The 16,081-nt window shown below is 71.4% G+C and carries 10 protein-coding genes; 4 read left to right on the plus strand and 6 right to left on the minus strand.

Translation table 11 applies throughout. The features are described 5' to 3' along the window. Positions 1–32: 32 nt before the first annotated feature. Positions 33–1,670, minus strand: a complete 1,638-nt coding sequence (locus OG452_RS03930) for an ABC-F family ATP-binding cassette domain-containing protein (RefSeq protein WP_327294198.1) — start codon at positions 1,668–1,670, stop codon at positions 33–35. Between the two features lie 253 nt (positions 1,671–1,923). Between OG452_RS03930 and OG452_RS03935 the strand changes: the two genes are divergently transcribed. Both OG452_RS03935 and OG452_RS03940 read left to right on the plus strand, forming a co-directional pair. Then, positions 1,924–3,414: a M1 family metallopeptidase gene (locus OG452_RS03935; protein ID WP_327294199.1), complete on the plus strand. Its 1,491-nt coding sequence runs from the start codon at positions 1,924–1,926 to the stop codon at positions 3,412–3,414. Between the two features lie 186 nt (positions 3,415–3,600). Next, the gene (locus tag OG452_RS03940) at positions 3,601–4,635 is read left to right on the plus strand and encodes a LacI family DNA-binding transcriptional regulator (RefSeq protein ID WP_327294200.1); all 1,035 of its coding nucleotides are present in this window, start codon (positions 3,601–3,603) and stop codon (positions 4,633–4,635) included. Here the strand turns inward: OG452_RS03940 and OG452_RS03945 are convergent. Beyond that, positions 4,598–5,515, minus strand: coding sequence for an oxygenase MpaB family protein (locus OG452_RS03945; RefSeq protein ID WP_327294201.1), 918 nt, complete (start codon positions 5,513–5,515; stop codon positions 4,598–4,600). The genes OG452_RS03940 and OG452_RS03945 overlap by 38 nt on opposite strands. 500 nt (positions 5,516–6,015) lie before the next feature. Between OG452_RS03945 and OG452_RS03950 the strand changes: the two genes are divergently transcribed. Beyond that, the gene (locus OG452_RS03950) at positions 6,016–6,777 is read left to right on the plus strand and encodes a MerR family transcriptional regulator (RefSeq protein ID WP_327294202.1); all 762 of its coding nucleotides are present in this window, start codon (positions 6,016–6,018) and stop codon (positions 6,775–6,777) included. Positions 6,778–6,807: 30 nt separating this feature from the next. On the opposite strand, the gene OG452_RS03955 is transcribed toward OG452_RS03950, so the two are convergent. From OG452_RS03955 to OG452_RS03965, 3 genes are all read right to left on the minus strand, one after another. Beyond that, positions 6,808–8,979: a 3-hydroxyacyl-CoA dehydrogenase NAD-binding domain-containing protein gene (locus OG452_RS03955; RefSeq protein WP_327294203.1), complete on the minus strand. Its 2,172-nt coding sequence runs from the start codon at positions 8,977–8,979 to the stop codon at positions 6,808–6,810. 46 nt (positions 8,980–9,025) lie between these two features. Beyond that, positions 9,026–10,240 (minus strand): acetyl-CoA C-acetyltransferase, encoded by a 1,215-nt coding sequence (locus OG452_RS03960; protein WP_327294204.1) that lies wholly within the window; start codon positions 10,238–10,240, stop codon positions 9,026–9,028. 172 nt (positions 10,241–10,412) lie between these two features. Beyond that, a complete protein-coding gene (locus OG452_RS03965; protein WP_327294205.1) occupies positions 10,413–11,561 on the minus strand; it encodes a CaiB/BaiF CoA transferase family protein in 1,149 nt (382 codons plus the stop codon). Positions 11,562–11,692: 131 nt separating this feature from the next. Between OG452_RS03965 and OG452_RS03970 the strand changes: the two genes are divergently transcribed. Then, on the plus strand, positions 11,693–12,931 hold the full coding sequence (locus OG452_RS03970) for an ROK family transcriptional regulator (RefSeq protein ID WP_327294206.1): 1,239 nt from the start codon (positions 11,693–11,695) through the stop codon (positions 12,929–12,931). Positions 12,932–13,116: 185 nt separating this feature from the next. Here the strand turns inward: OG452_RS03970 and OG452_RS03975 are convergent, their stop codons facing one another. Beyond that, the gene (locus tag OG452_RS03975) at positions 13,117–15,846 is read right to left on the minus strand and encodes a beta-N-acetylglucosaminidase domain-containing protein (protein ID WP_327294207.1); all 2,730 of its coding nucleotides are present in this window, start codon (positions 15,844–15,846) and stop codon (positions 13,117–13,119) included. Positions 15,847–16,081 lie beyond the last annotated feature (235 nt).

Consider the following 16,081-nt stretch of genomic DNA (forward strand, 5'->3'; position numbering starts at 1 on the left):
TCAGAGGTGATGTGTCCGAGAGGCTGTCCGGTTCAGACTTCCGTGACCTTGCCGTCGGCCACCTCGATACGGCGCGTCGTATGGACCGCGTCCAGCATCCGGCGGTCGTGGGTCACCAGCAGCAGAGTCCCCTCGTACGAGTCGAGCGCCGACTCCAGCTGCTCGATGGCCTCCAGATCCAGATGGTTCGTGGGCTCGTCAAGCACCAGGAGGTTGACGCCCCTGCCCTGCAGGAGCGCGAGGGCGGCCCTGGTCCGTTCACCCGGCGAGAGGGTGGTCGCGGGACGCAGCACATGCGCCGCTTTCAGGCCGAACTTGGCGAGGAGCGTACGGACTTCGGCGGGCTCGGTGTCGGGGACCGCCGCGCAGAACGCTGCCAGCAGCGTCTGCGTACCGTAGAAGAGGCCGCGGGCCTGGTCGACCTCGCCCACCACGACGCCGGGGCCGAGGGCCGCGTGCCCGGTGTCCAGCGGTACCCGGCCCAGCACCGCGCCGAGCAGGGTGGACTTGCCCGCCCCGTTGGCCCCGGTGATGGCGACCCGGTCCGCCCAGTCGATCTGGAGATGCGCGGGGCCGAAGGTGAAGTCCCCGCGGACGACGGTCGCGTCCCGCAGGGTGGCCACCACGGAGCCGGAGCGCGGCGCGGCCGCGATCTCCAACCGCAGCTCCCACTCCTTGCGCGGTTCGTCCACGACGTCGAGGCGCTCGATCATGCGCTGCGTCTGCCGGGCCTTGGCCGCCTGCTTCTCGCTCGCCTCGCTGCGGAACTTACGGCCGATCTTGTCGTTGTCGGACGCCTTGCGGCGGGCGTTCTTGACGCCCTTGTCCATCCAGCCGCGCTGCATCTGGGCCCGGCCTTCGAGGGCCGCCTTCTTGTCGGCGAACTCGTCGTACTCCTCCCTGGCGTGCCTGCGGGCGGTCTCCCGCTCCTCCAGATATCCCGCGTACCCGCCGCCGTACAGGGTGATCTGCTGCTGGGCCAGGTCGAGTTCGAGGACCTTGGTGACCGTGCGGGTCAGGAACTCGCGGTCGTGGCTGATGACGACGGTGCCCGCGCGCAGCCCGCCGACGAAGCGCTCCAGCCGCTCCAGGCCGTCGAGGTCGAGGTCGTTGGTCGGCTCATCGAGCAGGAACACGTCGTACCGGGAGAGCAGCAGCGAGGCGAGACCCGCGCGGGCCGCCTGGCCGCCGGAGAGCGAGGTCATCGGCTGGTCGAGGCCGACGGTAAGCCCCAGCGAGGCCGCCACCTCGTCGGCACGCTCGTCGAGATCGGCCCCGCCGAGGTCGAGCCAGCGCTCCAGCGTGGTGGAGTACGCGTCATCGGCTCCCGCGACCCCGTCGACCAGGCCCTGGGTGGCCTCGTCCATGGCGCTCTGGGCGGCGGCCACCCCCGTGCGCCGGGCGAGGAACTCGCGTACGGTCTCGCCCTCGCGGCGCTCCGGCTCCTGCGGGAGGTGGCCGACGGTGGCGGTGGGCGGCGAGAGCCTCAGCTCGCCCTCCTCGGGGGTGTCGAGCCCGGCGAGCAGGCGCAGCAGGGTCGATTTGCCCGCGCCGTTCACACCGACGAGACCGATCACGTCTCCCGGCGCCACGACGAGGTCCAGGCCGGAGAAGAGCGAGCGGTCGCCGTGGCCCGCGGCGAGGTCTTTGGCGACAAGGGTTGCAGTCATGAGGGAACCGATCCTAATCGCGCTGCGCCGTACTCTCCGGACCAGGGAGCCTCTCCGGACGGGAGCCTCGGACCAGGCCGGGAGCCCGGGAGCCGGTGGTGCGGCGAGGCATGAGGCGCGGGGTGCGGTCGTGCGGCAGGGTCTATGTCGGCCGAATGGCGATCCTGTGACAGCTGTGACCGTGGACATGACCAGTGGCGGGTGTGCTGAATAGGGTCGAACGCAACGACGATCCCCACGACTTGGAGCATCAGTGCATCGCAGACTCATCGTCCCGAGCGTGCTCGCGGCCTCGCTCATGCTGGCGATCCCGGCATCGGCGGCCGGCTTCACGCCCGGGGCACCGGGCATCGGCGACCCCTACTACCCGGCGTACGGCAACGGCGGATACGACGTCTCGCACTACGACCTCAAGCTGAAGTACCAGCCGTCGACGGACCGGCTGGACGGCACCGCGACGATCCTGGCCACCACCACCCAGGATCTCTCCCGGTTCGATCTGGACTTCCTGCTCGATGTGAGCGAGGTGCGCGTCAACGGCGCCAAGGCATCCTTCGCCACATCGGGGCAGCACGAGCTGGTGGTCACCCCGGCCAAGGGGCTGGCCAAGGGCTCCGCCGTGACCATCGTGGTCCGCTACAGCGGTGTGCCGTCCACGAAGTCGGCGTACGGCTTCAACACCTGGCACCGCACCCCGGACGGCGCGGTCGCCGCGGACGAGCCCGAGTCGGCGTGGTGGTGGTTCCCGAGCAATGACCACCCGCTCGACAAGGCCACGTACGACGTGTCGGTCTCGGTGCCCGACGGCACCCAGGCGATCAGCAACGGTGTGCTCCAGTCCCAGCGTTCGCAGCTGGGCCGGACCACGTACAACTGGCGGTCCAACAAGCCGCAGGCCACCTATCTGACGACGCTCGCGGTCGGCAAGTTCGACATCACCACCGGCACCACGGCGGCCGGTGTGCCGATCATCAACGCGTACAGCAAGGACCTGGGCGACAACGCCGGGGCGGCCCGCGCCAGTGTCGAGCGGACCGGTGAGGTCGCCGACTGGCTGAGCGGGTACTTCGGTCCCTACCCCTTCAACGCGCTCGGCGGCTATGTGCCGAACACCACCACCGGGTACGCGCTGGAGACCGAGACCCGGCCGTTCTACAGTCCGAAGCAGTTCGCGAACGGTGCCAACGTCTCGGTGGTCGTCCATGAGCTGGCGCACCAGTGGTACGGCGACGACGTGTCCCTCAAGGGCTGGAAGGACATCTGGATCAACGAGGGCTTCGCGTCCTACGCCGAGTGGCTCTGGTCGGAGAGCCAGGGCGACGGAACCGCGCAGGAGCTGGCGGACTATGTGTACGCCTCGCACCCGGCAGACGACGCTTTCTGGAAGGTGAAGCCGGGCGACCCCGGCCCGGCGAACCAGTTCGACGACGCCGTCTACGACCGGGGCGCGCTCGCCATCCAGGAGCTGCGCGACAAGGTCGGTGACACCGCGTTCTTCAAGATCCTCAAGGGGTGGCCCGCCGAGCACGCATACGGCAACGCCTCGGTGGCCGACTTCGAGAAGTACGCCGAGCAGGTCTCGGGCAAGCCGCTGGCCGCCTTCTTCGACACCTGGCTGTTCACCCCGTCCAAGCCCGCGCAGCAGTCGGCGCGGCAGGCACGGATCGCGCACCCGGACGCCCGGCCCGTGGAGCCGAAGTCCTGGCACCAGATCGAGCGGACGCACACCGTCCACGACCGCTGACCTGCGGCCACCGGAGCCGCCCCGCCCCGCTGACCGGGGCGGCGCGGCTCCGCGCGTCGGGTGCGAATGGGGCGGCGCGGCTTCCTGCGTACGGCAGGCGGTGGTTACGCTGCTCCGGCACCGCGCGAGCGCCGCCGCGGAGCGAGTACCCGCCCGCCCTGCTGCCGCGCCCGACGAGGAGTACCGTTGCCCGATCCGATCCACGGCTCCCGGCCGACTCTGGAAGCCGTCGCGGCCCGCGCGGGCGTGTCGCGGGCGACGGCCTCGCGCGTCGTCAACGGCGGCGCCGGGGTGCGGCAGCCGCTGGTGGACCGGGTCCGGCAGGCTGTCGCGGAACTCGGCTACGTACCGAATCACGCGGCCAGGACGCTCGTCACCCGGCGCAACGGCGCGGTCGCGGTCATCATCGCCGAGCCGGAGATCCGGATCTTCTCGGACCCGTTCTTCTCCCAGCAGCTGCGCGGCATCAGCCGCGAACTGACCTCCCATGACTCGCAGTTGGTGCTGCTCCTGGTGGAGGGCAGGAAGGACTACGACCGGATCGGCCGCTATCTGGCGGGCGGCCATGTGGACGGTGCGCTGGCCTTCTCCCTGCACACTGAGGATCCGCTGCCCGCGGTGATCCACCGGGCCGGAATCCCCACGGTCTTCGGCGGCCGGCCGGCGTGGGCGGGCCCGGAGTCCGGTCTCGCACTGCCCTACGCCGACTGCGACAACCGGGGCGGCGCCCGCACGGCGGTCCAGCATCTGGTCTCGCTCGGACGCCGGCACATCGCGCACATCGCGGGCCCGCAGGACCAGACATCGGGGATCGACCGGCTGGACGGCTACCGGGATGTACTGCTGGACGTCGACCCCGAGCTCACCGGACAGGGGGCCTTCACAGCGGAGAGCGGCGCCGCCGCGATGGCCGGGCTGCTTGAGCGGCGTCCGGAGGTGGACGCGGTGTTCGCGGCCAACGATCTGATGGCCTCGGGGGCGCTCCAGGTCCTGCGGGAACACGGCAGGCGGGTCCCCCACGACGTCGCCGTGGTGGGGTTCGACGACATGGAGAAGGTCGCGGAGTGCACCGACCCACCGCTGACGACGGTCCGTCAGGACATCGAGGGCATGGGGCGGTTGATGGTACGGATGCTGCTCCGCGGCCTGGACGGGGACAGCGTCACGCCGCCGGATTCCGTGATCATGCCGACCGGTCTGGTACGCCGGGCCTCGGCCTGACGCCGGGCGCGCCGCCGGCCAGCGCGTCCCGGTGGCCGGCCCGGGCCGCACGGGCCAGCGGCAGATAGCGCACCCGCTCGGGAAGCACGGGCACCACGGCCCGCACACACCGGCCGAACCGGCGCAGCGCCCGCTCCTGGGAGGCCGTCCACTCCAGGCCGATCGCCTGGCGCGCCTCCGGCGGCATCAGTCCCACGGTGACGAAACGCCGGAAGCGGGCCAGCGGCGGCAGCAGCACCGGCCAGAGCGTCCGGAGCAGCAGGCGGAGCGGCCGGGGGCCGCGGTCCGGGGGCGGTACGGGGCTGTCCGGGTCGGTCAGTTCCCGCACCACCGGGGTGGCCTCGATCTCGTCGGCCAGCATTTTCCGGTAGTACGGCCAGAACTCCTCGATGGTCTGCGGCATGTCCCGGTCGGCGATGCCGAGGATCCGCCCGACCTGGAGCCACTCCGCGTACAACTGCCGTTCCTGCGCGTCGGTGTAGGGGCGGCCGAGGTACTTCCGGCCCTGCAGGAAGACCGGGAAACCGGTGGCGTGCACCCAGGAGAAGGTGGCCGGAGCGAGCGCCTGGTACGGGCGGCCGCGGGTGTCGGTGCCGCGGATGGTCCGGTGCATACGGCGCAGCCTGCGTCCCTCTTCGGCGGCGGCCTCCCCGCCGTACACCCAGAGCTGCATCGAGCGCAGCGAGCGCTCGCCGCGGCCCCACGGATCGGTGCGGAAGACGGAGTACGCGTCGACCCCGGCGCCGACGGCCGGGTGGGCCACCTGCATGGTCAGCGCCGCAGGCAGCGTGAGCAGCACCCGGATGTCACCGACCTCGCTCCACAGCACCCCGCCCGGCGGTGGCGGTGGCGGCCCTGTCGGCGTGGTGCGGCTGCTCATGCGTGGGCTCCCGTCGCTGCTCCCGTCGGCCGTAGCGGGCTCCGGCCGGACGTCCGCTCTCTGTGTTCCAGTATGCGACGGACGGGGTCGGAGGGGCGGGGGGGCCGGGAGGGGCTTCGTGGCCGGTGCCTCCCGGGGCAGGGCGTACGCCACCGGTCCCGGGCCCGACGTGCCCCGGCCAGGTGGCCGACGCGCGGTGGTTACCCCGGGTAACTTCAGCTGGTTCGATGTGCGGGCCACTCTGTCCCCGCTCCAGGAACGGGAGTTCCAGTGCCGCTTCCCTCGCTCCGCCTCCCCCGCGCGGGTCTTGCCGTCGCCCTCGTAGCGGCCGCGCCGGTCTCAGCCGCCCCGGCCGCCTCCGCCGCCCCGGCTCGGCGGGCGGCCCGGGCTTTCACACCCGGGCTTTCACAAGGCTGGTGGGACAGCAATACTGTTGCACCGGACCAGCCGAGTGATCGGCTCAGTGATCGGCCGGGTACCCGGGAAACGAGGCACAGGCAGTGGCGACCTGCCCCGACAACACGGCCGCGGCCCCCGCCGCGGCCCTCACGGTCGACGAACTGGCCGCGCGCGCCGGGGTGACCGTCCGCACGGTCCGTTTCTACAGCGCGCGCGGCCTGCTCCCCCCGCCGGTGATCGGGCCGCGCCGCGTCGGACTTTACGGCCCCGCGCACCTGTCCCGTCTCGCACTCGTCGAGGAGCTGCGGAACCACGGGATGACACTCGCCGCGATCGAGCGCTATCTGCGGCAGCTCCCCGACGACCTGAGCGCACACGATCTGGCCATCCACCGCGCCGTGGTCGCCTCATGGGTGCCGGAGGGGGCGGACGAGGCGACCCGGGCGGAGCTGGAGCGCCGGGCCGGCCGGCCGCTGGCCGAGCCGGACATCGACCGGCTCGCGGCGATGAACGTACTGGAGCGGGTGGAGGGCGACAGGGACGCCTTCCGGGTGGATCCGGGGCTGCTGGCGCTCGGTGTGCAGCTGCTCGACGTGCCGATCCCCCACGAGACGATCCTGGCCGCGCGCACGGTGGTCCTGGAGCACACCCGCGCCGCGGCGAAGGAGCTGACCCGGCTCTTCCAGGACGAGGTGTGGGGGCCCTACCGGGAGCGCGAGAACGACCCCCAGGCGGTGGAGGCGATGCGGTCGCTCTCCGCCGACATACAGCCGATGGTCGTGCAGGCGCTGGTGACCGCGTTTCAGAAATCGCTGAAGGAAGAGCTGCGGGCCCGTTACTCGGACGGGCCCGCGACCCCCTGACCGGGCTGTGAATCAGTTCCGGCCTGTGACTCAGCTGTCGCTGAACGTCTCGCCCCTCTCGGCCTTCCCGACCAGCAGCGCGGGCGGCGCGAACCGCTCCCCGTACCGCTCGGCGAGTTCACGGGCGCGTGCCACGAAGCCCGGCAGGCCGCCCTCGTATCCGTTGATGTACTGGAGCACACCGCCGGTCCAGCCCGGGAAGCCGATGCCGAGGATCGAGCCGATATTGGCGTCGGCGACCGAGGTCAGGACGCCCTCCTCCAGGCAGCGGACGCTGTCCAGGGCCTCGGAGAAGAGCATCCGCTCCTTCATGTCGGTGAAGGGGACATCCGCCCCGGGCTTGGTGAAGTGCTCGCGCAGCCCCGGCCAGAGACCGGTCCGCTTGCCGTCCTCGTACTCGTAGAACCCCGCTCCCCCGCTGCGGCCCGTCCGGCCGAACTCGTCGACCATCCGGTCGATGACCGCGTCCGACGGGTGCCCGGCCCAGGTGCCGCCCGCCTCCTCGGTGGCTCGCTTCGCCTCGTTGCGGATCTTGCGCGGCAGGGTGAGCGTCAGTTCGTCCATCAGCGAGAGCACCTTGGCCGGATAGCCGGCCTGGGCGGCGGCCTGCTCGACCGACGCGGGCTCGACGCCCTCGCCGATCATGGCCACGCCCTCGTTGATGAACTGGCCGATGACGCGCGAGGTGAAGAACCCGCGGGAGTCGTTGACGACGACCGGGGTCTTGTTGATCCGGCGTACGAGGTCGAAGGCGCGTGCCAGCGCCTCGTCGCCGGTCCGCTCGCCCTTGATGATCTCGACCAGCGGCATCTTGTCCACGGGCGAGAAGAAGTGCAGCCCGATGAAGTCGCTCTGCCGCTCGACGCCTTCGGAGAGCAGTGTGATGGGGAGCGTGGAGGTGTTGGAGCAGAGCAGGGCGTCGGGCTCGATGACGCCCTCGATCTCCTGGAACACCTTGCGCTTGAGCGCCACGTCCTCGAAGACCGCCTCGATCACCGCGTCACAGCCCGCGAGGTCGGCCGGGTCGCCGGTCGGGGTGATGCGGGCGAGCAGGGCGTCCCGCTGGTCCTCAGTGGTGCGGCCGCGCGAGAGCGCCTTCGCGAGCAGCTTCTCCGAGTACGCCTTGCCCTTCTGCGCGGCCTCGGCCGACACGTCCTTGAGGACGACGTCGATCCCGGCGCGCGCACAGGAGTAGGCGATACCCGCGCCCATCATCCCGGCGCCGAGCACGGCCACCTTGCGGACCTCGCGTGGTTCGATGCCCGGGGGGCGGCTGGCACCGGAGTTGACCGCCTGGAGGTCGAAGAAGAACGCCTGGATCATGTTCTTCGCGGTCTGTCCGGTGACCAGCTCGGTGAAGTACCTGGCCTCGATGGTCAGCGCCGTCTCGAAGTCGACCTGTGAGCCTTCGACGGCCGCGGCGAGGATGTTGCGCGGCGCGGGATAGGGGGCGCCCTGCAGCTGCTTCTTCAGGTTGGCGGGGAAGGCGGGCAGATTGGCGGCGAACTTCGGGTTGGACGGGGTGCCGCCGGGGATCTTGTACCCCTTGACGTCCCAGGGCTGCTGCGACTCGGGGTGGGCGTCGATGAAGGCGTGCGCCTGCGTCAGCATCTCGTCCGCCGTGGCCGCGACTTCGTGAACCAGGCCGTTCTCCAGAGCGCGCCGCGGGTTGTAACGGGTGCCCTGCAGGAGCACTTTGAGCAACGCGTCGGCGATGCCCATCAGCCGTACGGTCCGGGTGACGCCTCCTCCGGCGGGCAGCAGACCGAGGGTGACCTCGGGCAGGCCGATCCTGGAGCCAGGCGCGTCGAGGGCGATGCGGTGGTGGCTGGCGAGGGCGATCTCGTAACCGCCGCCGAGCGCCGAGCCGTTGATCGCGGCGACGACCGGCTTCCCCAGTGTCTCGATGCGGCGCAGCGAGTTCTTGATGGCCGTACCGGTGTCGAAGACCTGCTGGGCCAGGTCGGGACCGACCTGGATCATGTCCTTGAGGTCGCCGCCCGCGAAGAAGGTCTTCTTGGCGGAGGTGTAGATGATGCCGCGGATGGAGTCCTTCTCGGCCTCCGCGCGGTCGGCGACGGCCGCGATCGACTCCTTGAACGCCTGGTTCATGGTGTTCGCGGACTGGTTGGGGTCGTCGAGGACCAGGGTGACGACGCCGGTCCCGTCCTGTTCCCAGCGGATGGTGGTGTTCTCGCTCATGGTGTGGCTGCTCCGTGAGGGCCGTGGGTCGTGGGAAGGGACGCGGTCAGAGACGCTCGACGACGGTGGCGACACCCATACCGCCGCCGACGCAGAGCGTGGCGAGGCCGTACCGCTGGTCGCGGCGCTCCAGTTCGTCGATGAGGGTGCCGAGGATCATCGCGCCGGTGGCGCCGAGCGGATGTCCCAGGGCGATGGCGCCGCCGTTGACATTGAGCTTGTCCAGCGGGAGTTCCATGTCCCGGGCGAAGCGCAGCACGACACCGGCGAAGGCTTCGTTGATCTCCACGAGGTCGATGTCGCCGATGGACAGACCGGCCTTGGCCAGCGCCTTGCGGGTGGCGGGCGCGGGCCCGGTCAGCATGATCGTCGGTTCCGATCCCGAGACGGCGGCCGAGACGATACGGGCCCTGGGGGTCAGTCCGTACCGTTCGCCGACCTCGCCGGAGCCGATGGCGACCAGCGAGGCGCCGTCCACGATGCCGGAGGAATTGCCCGCGTGGTGGACGTGGTTGATCTTCTCGACCCAGTGGTACTTCTGCAGCGCCACCGCGTCGAAGCCGCCCATCTCGCCGATGGCGGCGAAGGACGGCTTGAGGGCGGCCAGCGATTCGGCGGTGGTGCCCGGCCGCAGGTGGTCGTCGTGGTCCAGGACGACCAGGCCGTTCCGGTCGGTGACGGGGACGACGGAGCGGGCGAACCGGCCGTCCTTCCACGCCTCGACGGCCCGCTCCTGCGAGAGCGCGGCGTAGGAGTCGACGTCGTGCCGGGTGAAGCCCTCGATGGTGGCGATGAGGTCGGCGCCGACGCCCTGGGGTGCGAAGCCGGTGTCCCAGTTGGTCATCGGGTCCATCGCCCAGGCTCCGCCGTCGGAGGCCATCGGGACGCGGGACATCGACTCGACCCCGCCCGCCAGGATCAGGTCCTCCCAGCCGGAACGGACCTTCGCGGCGGCCAGGTTGACGGCTTCCAGGCCGGAGGCGCAGAAGCGGTTCTCCTGGACACCGGCCACCGTGTCGGGGAGGCCGGCCGCGACGGCCGCCGTGCGGGCGATGTCGGAGCCCTGGTCGCCGACCGGGCTGACCACACCGAGCACGATGTCGTCGATGGCCGCCGGATCGAGACCGGGGAACCTGCGGCGCAGCTCATGGATCAGCCCGACGACCAGGTCGATCGGCTTGGTGCCGTGCAGGGCGCCATTGGCCTTTCCGCGCCCGCGTGGGGTGCGGATCGCGTCGTACACAAACGCTTCGGTACTCAAGACGGCAGCCTTTCGGAAATGCGGATCGGGATGCTGATCGGGATGCGGTTCGCGATACGGCGGGTGGGCGTCGGGCGAGGAGCGAGCGGCCGGTGATCTCCTCCATGATCCGGTCTCCCCGGCCATGGCGCTCGTCCGGACGGACTGGAGATCCGAACGGCGCCCGGCCCGGTCAGCACGGTCGCCGGGCCGGCCCGGCCGGTCCGGTGAGGCCCGGCACGTCCCAGTCCCGGGCGACCTCGGCCGTGTCGGCACCGGGCTGGGCGGGTCCGAGCCGTACGGAACCGGGGGTGGCGGAGAACCTCGGCGCGGGCGCGGGCTGTGTGATCCCGCTGTGTTCGGTGAACGTCCCGCGGGCGGCGAGATGCGGGTGTTCCGGCGCCTCACGCAGCGAGAGCACCGGCGCCACACACGCGTCGGACCCATCGAAGAGCGCCGTCCACTCCGCCCGGGTGCGGGTCAGGAAACGGGCGGCGATGGTCTCGCGCAGTCCGTCCCAGCGTGCGAGATCCTTGCGGGCCGGGGCTTCGGGCGCGATGCCGAGCAGCTGTACGAACTCTTCGTAGAACTGCGGCTCCAGGGCGCCCACGGCCATGTACTCGCCGTCCGACGTCTCGTAGCTGCCGTAGAACGGACAGCCCCCGTCGAGCAGGTTCGCCCCGCGCCTGTCCTGCCAGCCGCCCGCCGCCAGCATCCCGTGGATCATGGTGGCGAGGTGCGCGGCGCCGTCCACGATCGCGGCGTCGACCACCTGCCCCGCTCCCCCCTCGGTACGCGCGTGCTGGAGCGCGGCGAGGATGCCGATGACCAGATAGAGCGAGCCGCCCGCGTAGTCACCGACCAGGTTGGCGGGGACGGTGGGCGGCTCACCGGGGCTGCCGATCATCCCGAGGGTGCCGGTGACGGCGATATACGCGATGTCGTGCCCGGCGCGTTCCGCGAGCGGCCCCTCCTGCCCCCAGCCGGTCATCCGTCCGTACACGAGCTTCGGATTGCGGGCGTGGCACTCCAGCGGGCCGACGCCGAGACGCTCGGCGACGCCCGGCCGGTAACCCTCGATCAGGATGTCGGCGCGCTCCACGAGTCCGAGGACGCGGGCGGGCCCGTCGTCGGCCTTGAGGTCGATGAGCACGGAGCGTTTGTTGCGGTTGGTGAGGTCGTACGCCGGGTTGACCGCGAGTCCGGTGCCGCCCGGCCGGTCGACGCGTACGACGTCGGCGCCGAGGTCAGCGAGGACCATCGCGGCGAAAGGACCGGGCCCGATCCCCGCCAGCTCGACCACCCGGACTCCCGCCAGCGGGCCGGTCCCTGCCTCTGCCATCACGCCCCCAGGACTGTGACACAACTGATGTGACACCGATGATGTTAAGAACGTGTTCCACTCCGCACAAGGCTTCTGGCTGAGCATCCGCTTAGTGAGGAAGTGCGGGGTCGCATAGGCTCAGCGGCGATATGACCAACAACCTCACGCCACTCGGTCCCAAGGCCGACAAGGACACCGTACGGCGGCACAATCTCAGTCTGGTGCTGCGCGCCGTGCGGGAGCAGGGCGAGGCCACCCGGGCGGGTGTCGCCACACGGGTGGGGCTGACCCGGGCGGCCGTCTCGTCCCTGGTCGAACAGCTCCTTGAGAGCGGCTTCCTCGCGGAGTCGGGCAAGACGTTCAGCGGGCAGGCCGGGCGGCCCGGCACGGTGCTCAGACCCGCCCGCACGGGGGTGGCGGGCGTCGGCGTCGAGATCAACGTCGACTACGTGTCGGTCTGTGTGGTGGACCTGGCGGGCACCGGCCGCGTACGCCTGACCGAGCACCTCGACAACCGGGGCACGCCGCCGGCCGGTGTACTGGCCCGCGCCGCCCGGGTCGCGGCGCGGGCACTGGAGTCGGCCCGGGAGCAGGACCTGCGGCCCGTCGGCGTCCAGCTGGCGCTGCCCGGTCTGGTCTCCGGCGGGACCGTGCGCCAGGCGCCCAACCTCGGCTGGAACTCGGTGGCGGCCGAGGGGGTCTTCGCCCAGGCGCTCTCCGCGCTGCGCCCGGACAGCCGTCCGCTGCCGGTCAGTTCGGAGAACGAGGCCAATCTGGCCGCGCTGGCCGAGCTGTGGTTCGGCGGGCTCGGCACGATCCGCAGTTTCCTCTATCTGACCGGCGAGATAGGGGTGGGCGGCGCCCTGGTGCTGGACGGTGAACTGCTGCGCGGTGCGCATGGGTTCGCCGGTGAGATCGGCCATGTGGTGGTGGATCCGGCGGGTCCGGAGTGCCGGTGCGGCTCGCGCGGCTGCCTGGAGCAGTACGCGGGCCAGTCGGCGCTGCTGTGGGCCGCCGGGATCGACGAGAGCGCCGGACCGTTGGGTGTCGCGGAGCTGGAGCGGCGGGCGCACTCCGGCGACGAGCGCACCGTGGCCGCCATCTCGGAGGCCGGCGTGGCGCTGGGGCGGGTGCTGTCGGGAGCCGTGAATCTCTTCGACCCGGACGCGGTGGTGCTCGGCGGGATCTACCGCGGTCTGATGCCCTGGCTGGCGCCGGGCGCCGACCGGGAGCTGACCGGCAGGGTGATATCCGGGCTCTGGGCACGCGGCAGCGGCAGGCTGCGCGCCTCATCGGTCTCGGGGGACGCGGCGCGCGGCGCGGCGGCGCTGATCGTCCAGGAGGTGCTGGCCGATCCGGTCGCGTACGCGGAGCAGCGGGCGGGGTGAGAGCGCGCCGGGTGGCCACTGGCCCGACGGCCTGAGCGCACGCCGGGTGACCACCGGGCACGCTCCTACGTGTACCCCGACTCCCGTGCGCCGTAGCCGATTTCGCAGCGCTGCCGGGACAGGCCGTGGGGACCCGGCGGTTCGTGGCCGCCCGGCCCCCACGCCCCTGCGCGGTGTTCCCGTGGCTACTGCACGGCCACCTCGTTGATCTGCGGCGCCGCCGACCCCTTGGCCCAGAGCAGGCGGACCGCGTCGGCGGTGACCGCACCGGTCGTGACGCGTGTGTACGGGCCGGTCGTCGCGCCGAGCGTCCGCCACTGACCGCCGGTACGGATCTGTACGGCGGCCTTGACGCCGTCCACTCCGCCGGGAGCCAGTACGGTCACCGTGCGCACCGTCCTGGCCTGCGGCAGCGAGACGTCCAGGGACTCACCGGCCGCGGGCGCGCGCGAGGCCCGGTAGACGCTCTCCGCGTTCCCGTCCGCGGCGGCGGCCTGGCTGCTGCCGTCCGCCGCGGGCGGGTTGCCCGAGACGGCCGGTTCGTCCGCACCGCCCACGTGGAACTCCCGTACCGCCACCCAAGTGGTCTGGTCCGCGGTCGCCCGGGCCCGTACGTACCGCGCGGTGGTGCCCGCCGGTGCCGTCGCTTTGACCGTCGTCTGGTCCTTGAACGAGCCCAGCTCATGCCAGGTGCTGCTGTCCGACGAGTACTCCAGGACGCCCTGGTGGAGGTAGTCGGACTCGCTGCCCGGCTTGCCCATGGTGACGGTGACATCGCTGATGGGACGCTGGGCGCCGAGGTCCACCCCGACCCAGTCGTCCTTGGCCGCCGCGGCGCTGCTCCAGAAGTAGGTGGAGTCGTCGCCGTCGGTCATCCGGGCCGCGGTGTTGCCCGAGTAGACACCCAGGTCGGTCTGGCCCGCCGGCTGCGGCGCGAGACCGATGAGCCGGCCCTCCTCGGTGAGCGCCCGGGTCACGAACGCGTCGAGCACGCCGTCACCCACGACCACCGGGATCTTCCCGCCGTTCATGTCGGTGTAGACCGGTGCCTTCGCCTTCGCGACCAGACCGGCCAGCTGCTGCCGCTCCTGCCACGCGGCGGCGCCGTGCCCGGCCTTCGCGTCGTCCAGCATCCGCAGCGCGGCGAGTGTCGCCGTGCCCCACGCCTGCGCGGAGTCGAGCCACGGCCCGGCATCGTTGACGAAGCCCTTGTCGGGCAACTGCGCGCGCAGCACGGCGGGGGCGTCGTGCAGCTCGCGCAGGGATGCCGCGAGGGTGCGGGACGACGCCTTGCCGCCCCAGTAACGGGAGATGACCGCGGACAGCTCGGGCGCCTCCTGCTTGTTCAGCGACGAGCTGTAGTTGACGTCGGTGAAGGCCCGCAGGGCCCGCTCCACCCCCGGGCTGCCGCCCGAGAGTTCGTGTACGGCCTGCCCGTAGGAGCGGCCGGCGTCGTACGCCGCGTCGTTCCACGTGTAGTCGGCGACGGTGTACAGGGCGAGCTTCGACGCGTACGGCTGGATCATCGGGTTGGCCGTGATCCCCGCGAGCTGTTCGGCGAGCCCCGTCTCCCGCCCGTTGAACGGGCCGAGCAGCAGCCGGTCGGTCACGTAGTCGTTGACCGGGTAGTTGTCCCAGGTCAGGATCTGATGGCCGAACACCGTCCGGGCGGACTTCGCCTGCGAGACCGTCATGGTCGGGGCGATGACACCGACACCGGTCCACTCGACCAGGACGTCCTTGTCGAGCTGCCCGGCGATGGCGGTCTTGTACGGGGACGGGGTGACGTTGTAGTACTCGGTCGGCACCATCTCCAGCGGCTGCGCGCCCTGGTGGGTCTTGATGAACTGCTGGTTGACCCGGTTGAGCAGATACGCCTGCGCGGTGCCGGCCGCACCGCCGCCGGTGCCGAACTTCGCCTGGTCGGCGTCGCAGTTCCAGTGGGTGTAGCTGATGTCGTCGAGCGGGATGGCGAACTGCCGCACGCCGATGTCCCAGATGGTCTGGAGCTTGTCGACCAGTGCCTTGAGGTCGTCGTCGGAGCTGTAGCAGGCGCTGAGCCCGGGCGAGAGCGCGTAGGTGAACTGCACGTGGTTGGCGCGCGCCCGGTCCACCAGCTCCTTGATCCGGGCCAGTTGGTCGGCCGGGTACGCGTCGCGCCACTTGTCACGGAGGTAGGCGTCGTTCTTGGGCGAGTAGACGTAGATGTTCATCTTGTGCGCGCCGTAGAAGTCAAGCTGGTCCAGGCGCGCGGCCTGCGACCACGGGGTGCCGTAGAAGCCCTCGATGGTGCCGCGTACCGGCGTGGCGGGCCAGTCCCGCACCTGAAGGCCGCGCACCGAGGCACCGGGGCCGCTTCGGTGCGGGAGCACCTGGCGCAGTGACTGGGCGGCGTAGTACGTCCCGGTCGTGTCGGTCCCGGAGAGAACGATCCGGCCCGCGCCGTCGCCGTGGGCCCGGCCCGCCGCGAGTACGTAGCCCTCGGCGGCGAGTCCCTGTGGGCCCTGCACGCCGAGTGCGGTGAGGGCGGTGGCGGACGACGGGTTCTCCCCCGGGCCGCCGACGTAGACCGCCAGCCGGTCCGGGCGGGTGCTCTTCGGCCCGACGGACAGATGGGCGGCTCCGGCGGATTTCAGGGACTTCTCCACCAGGGAGAGCGCGGCGGCGTCGGTCGTGCCGCCGGTGACGATGTCGACGGACGGGGTGATACGGACGCTGTCGGAGCGGGCGGACTCGGACTGCGGTGCGGGAGTGATGAGGGGGGCGGCCGGTTTCGGGGCCGCGCTCGCGGTCCCGGCTGTGACCGCGCTGAGCGGGGCCGCCGACAGGGCCAGCGCGAGGCCGGCCACGAGGGGGCTGAGCAGGGGCCCGGAGAGCGGGCTGTGATGCGGTCCGGCCGGCTTTCTGCGGAACATCAACGATCCTCCACGGTTCGACCAACCCCTGAACGGGGACGTAGAGGACTAGACCACTCGCCTGATTGGGTGTCAATGATGCGCGCAGGAAGGCTTTTCCGAGCAGTTGCGCGCATGAGGCTCCACCTTCCCGCCACAGGGTGACGGATGTCACCAGGTCTCCCGGTGCACGGAACGGTCCCGCCGGTCGTCTGACCCTTCGAGGGAACACCGTCGGCCGAACCGCGAGAAGGGA

Source organism: Streptomyces sp. NBC_01197 (genome assembly GCF_036010505.1).
Classification (GTDB): Bacteria; Actinomycetota; Actinomycetes; order Streptomycetales; family Streptomycetaceae; genus Streptomyces.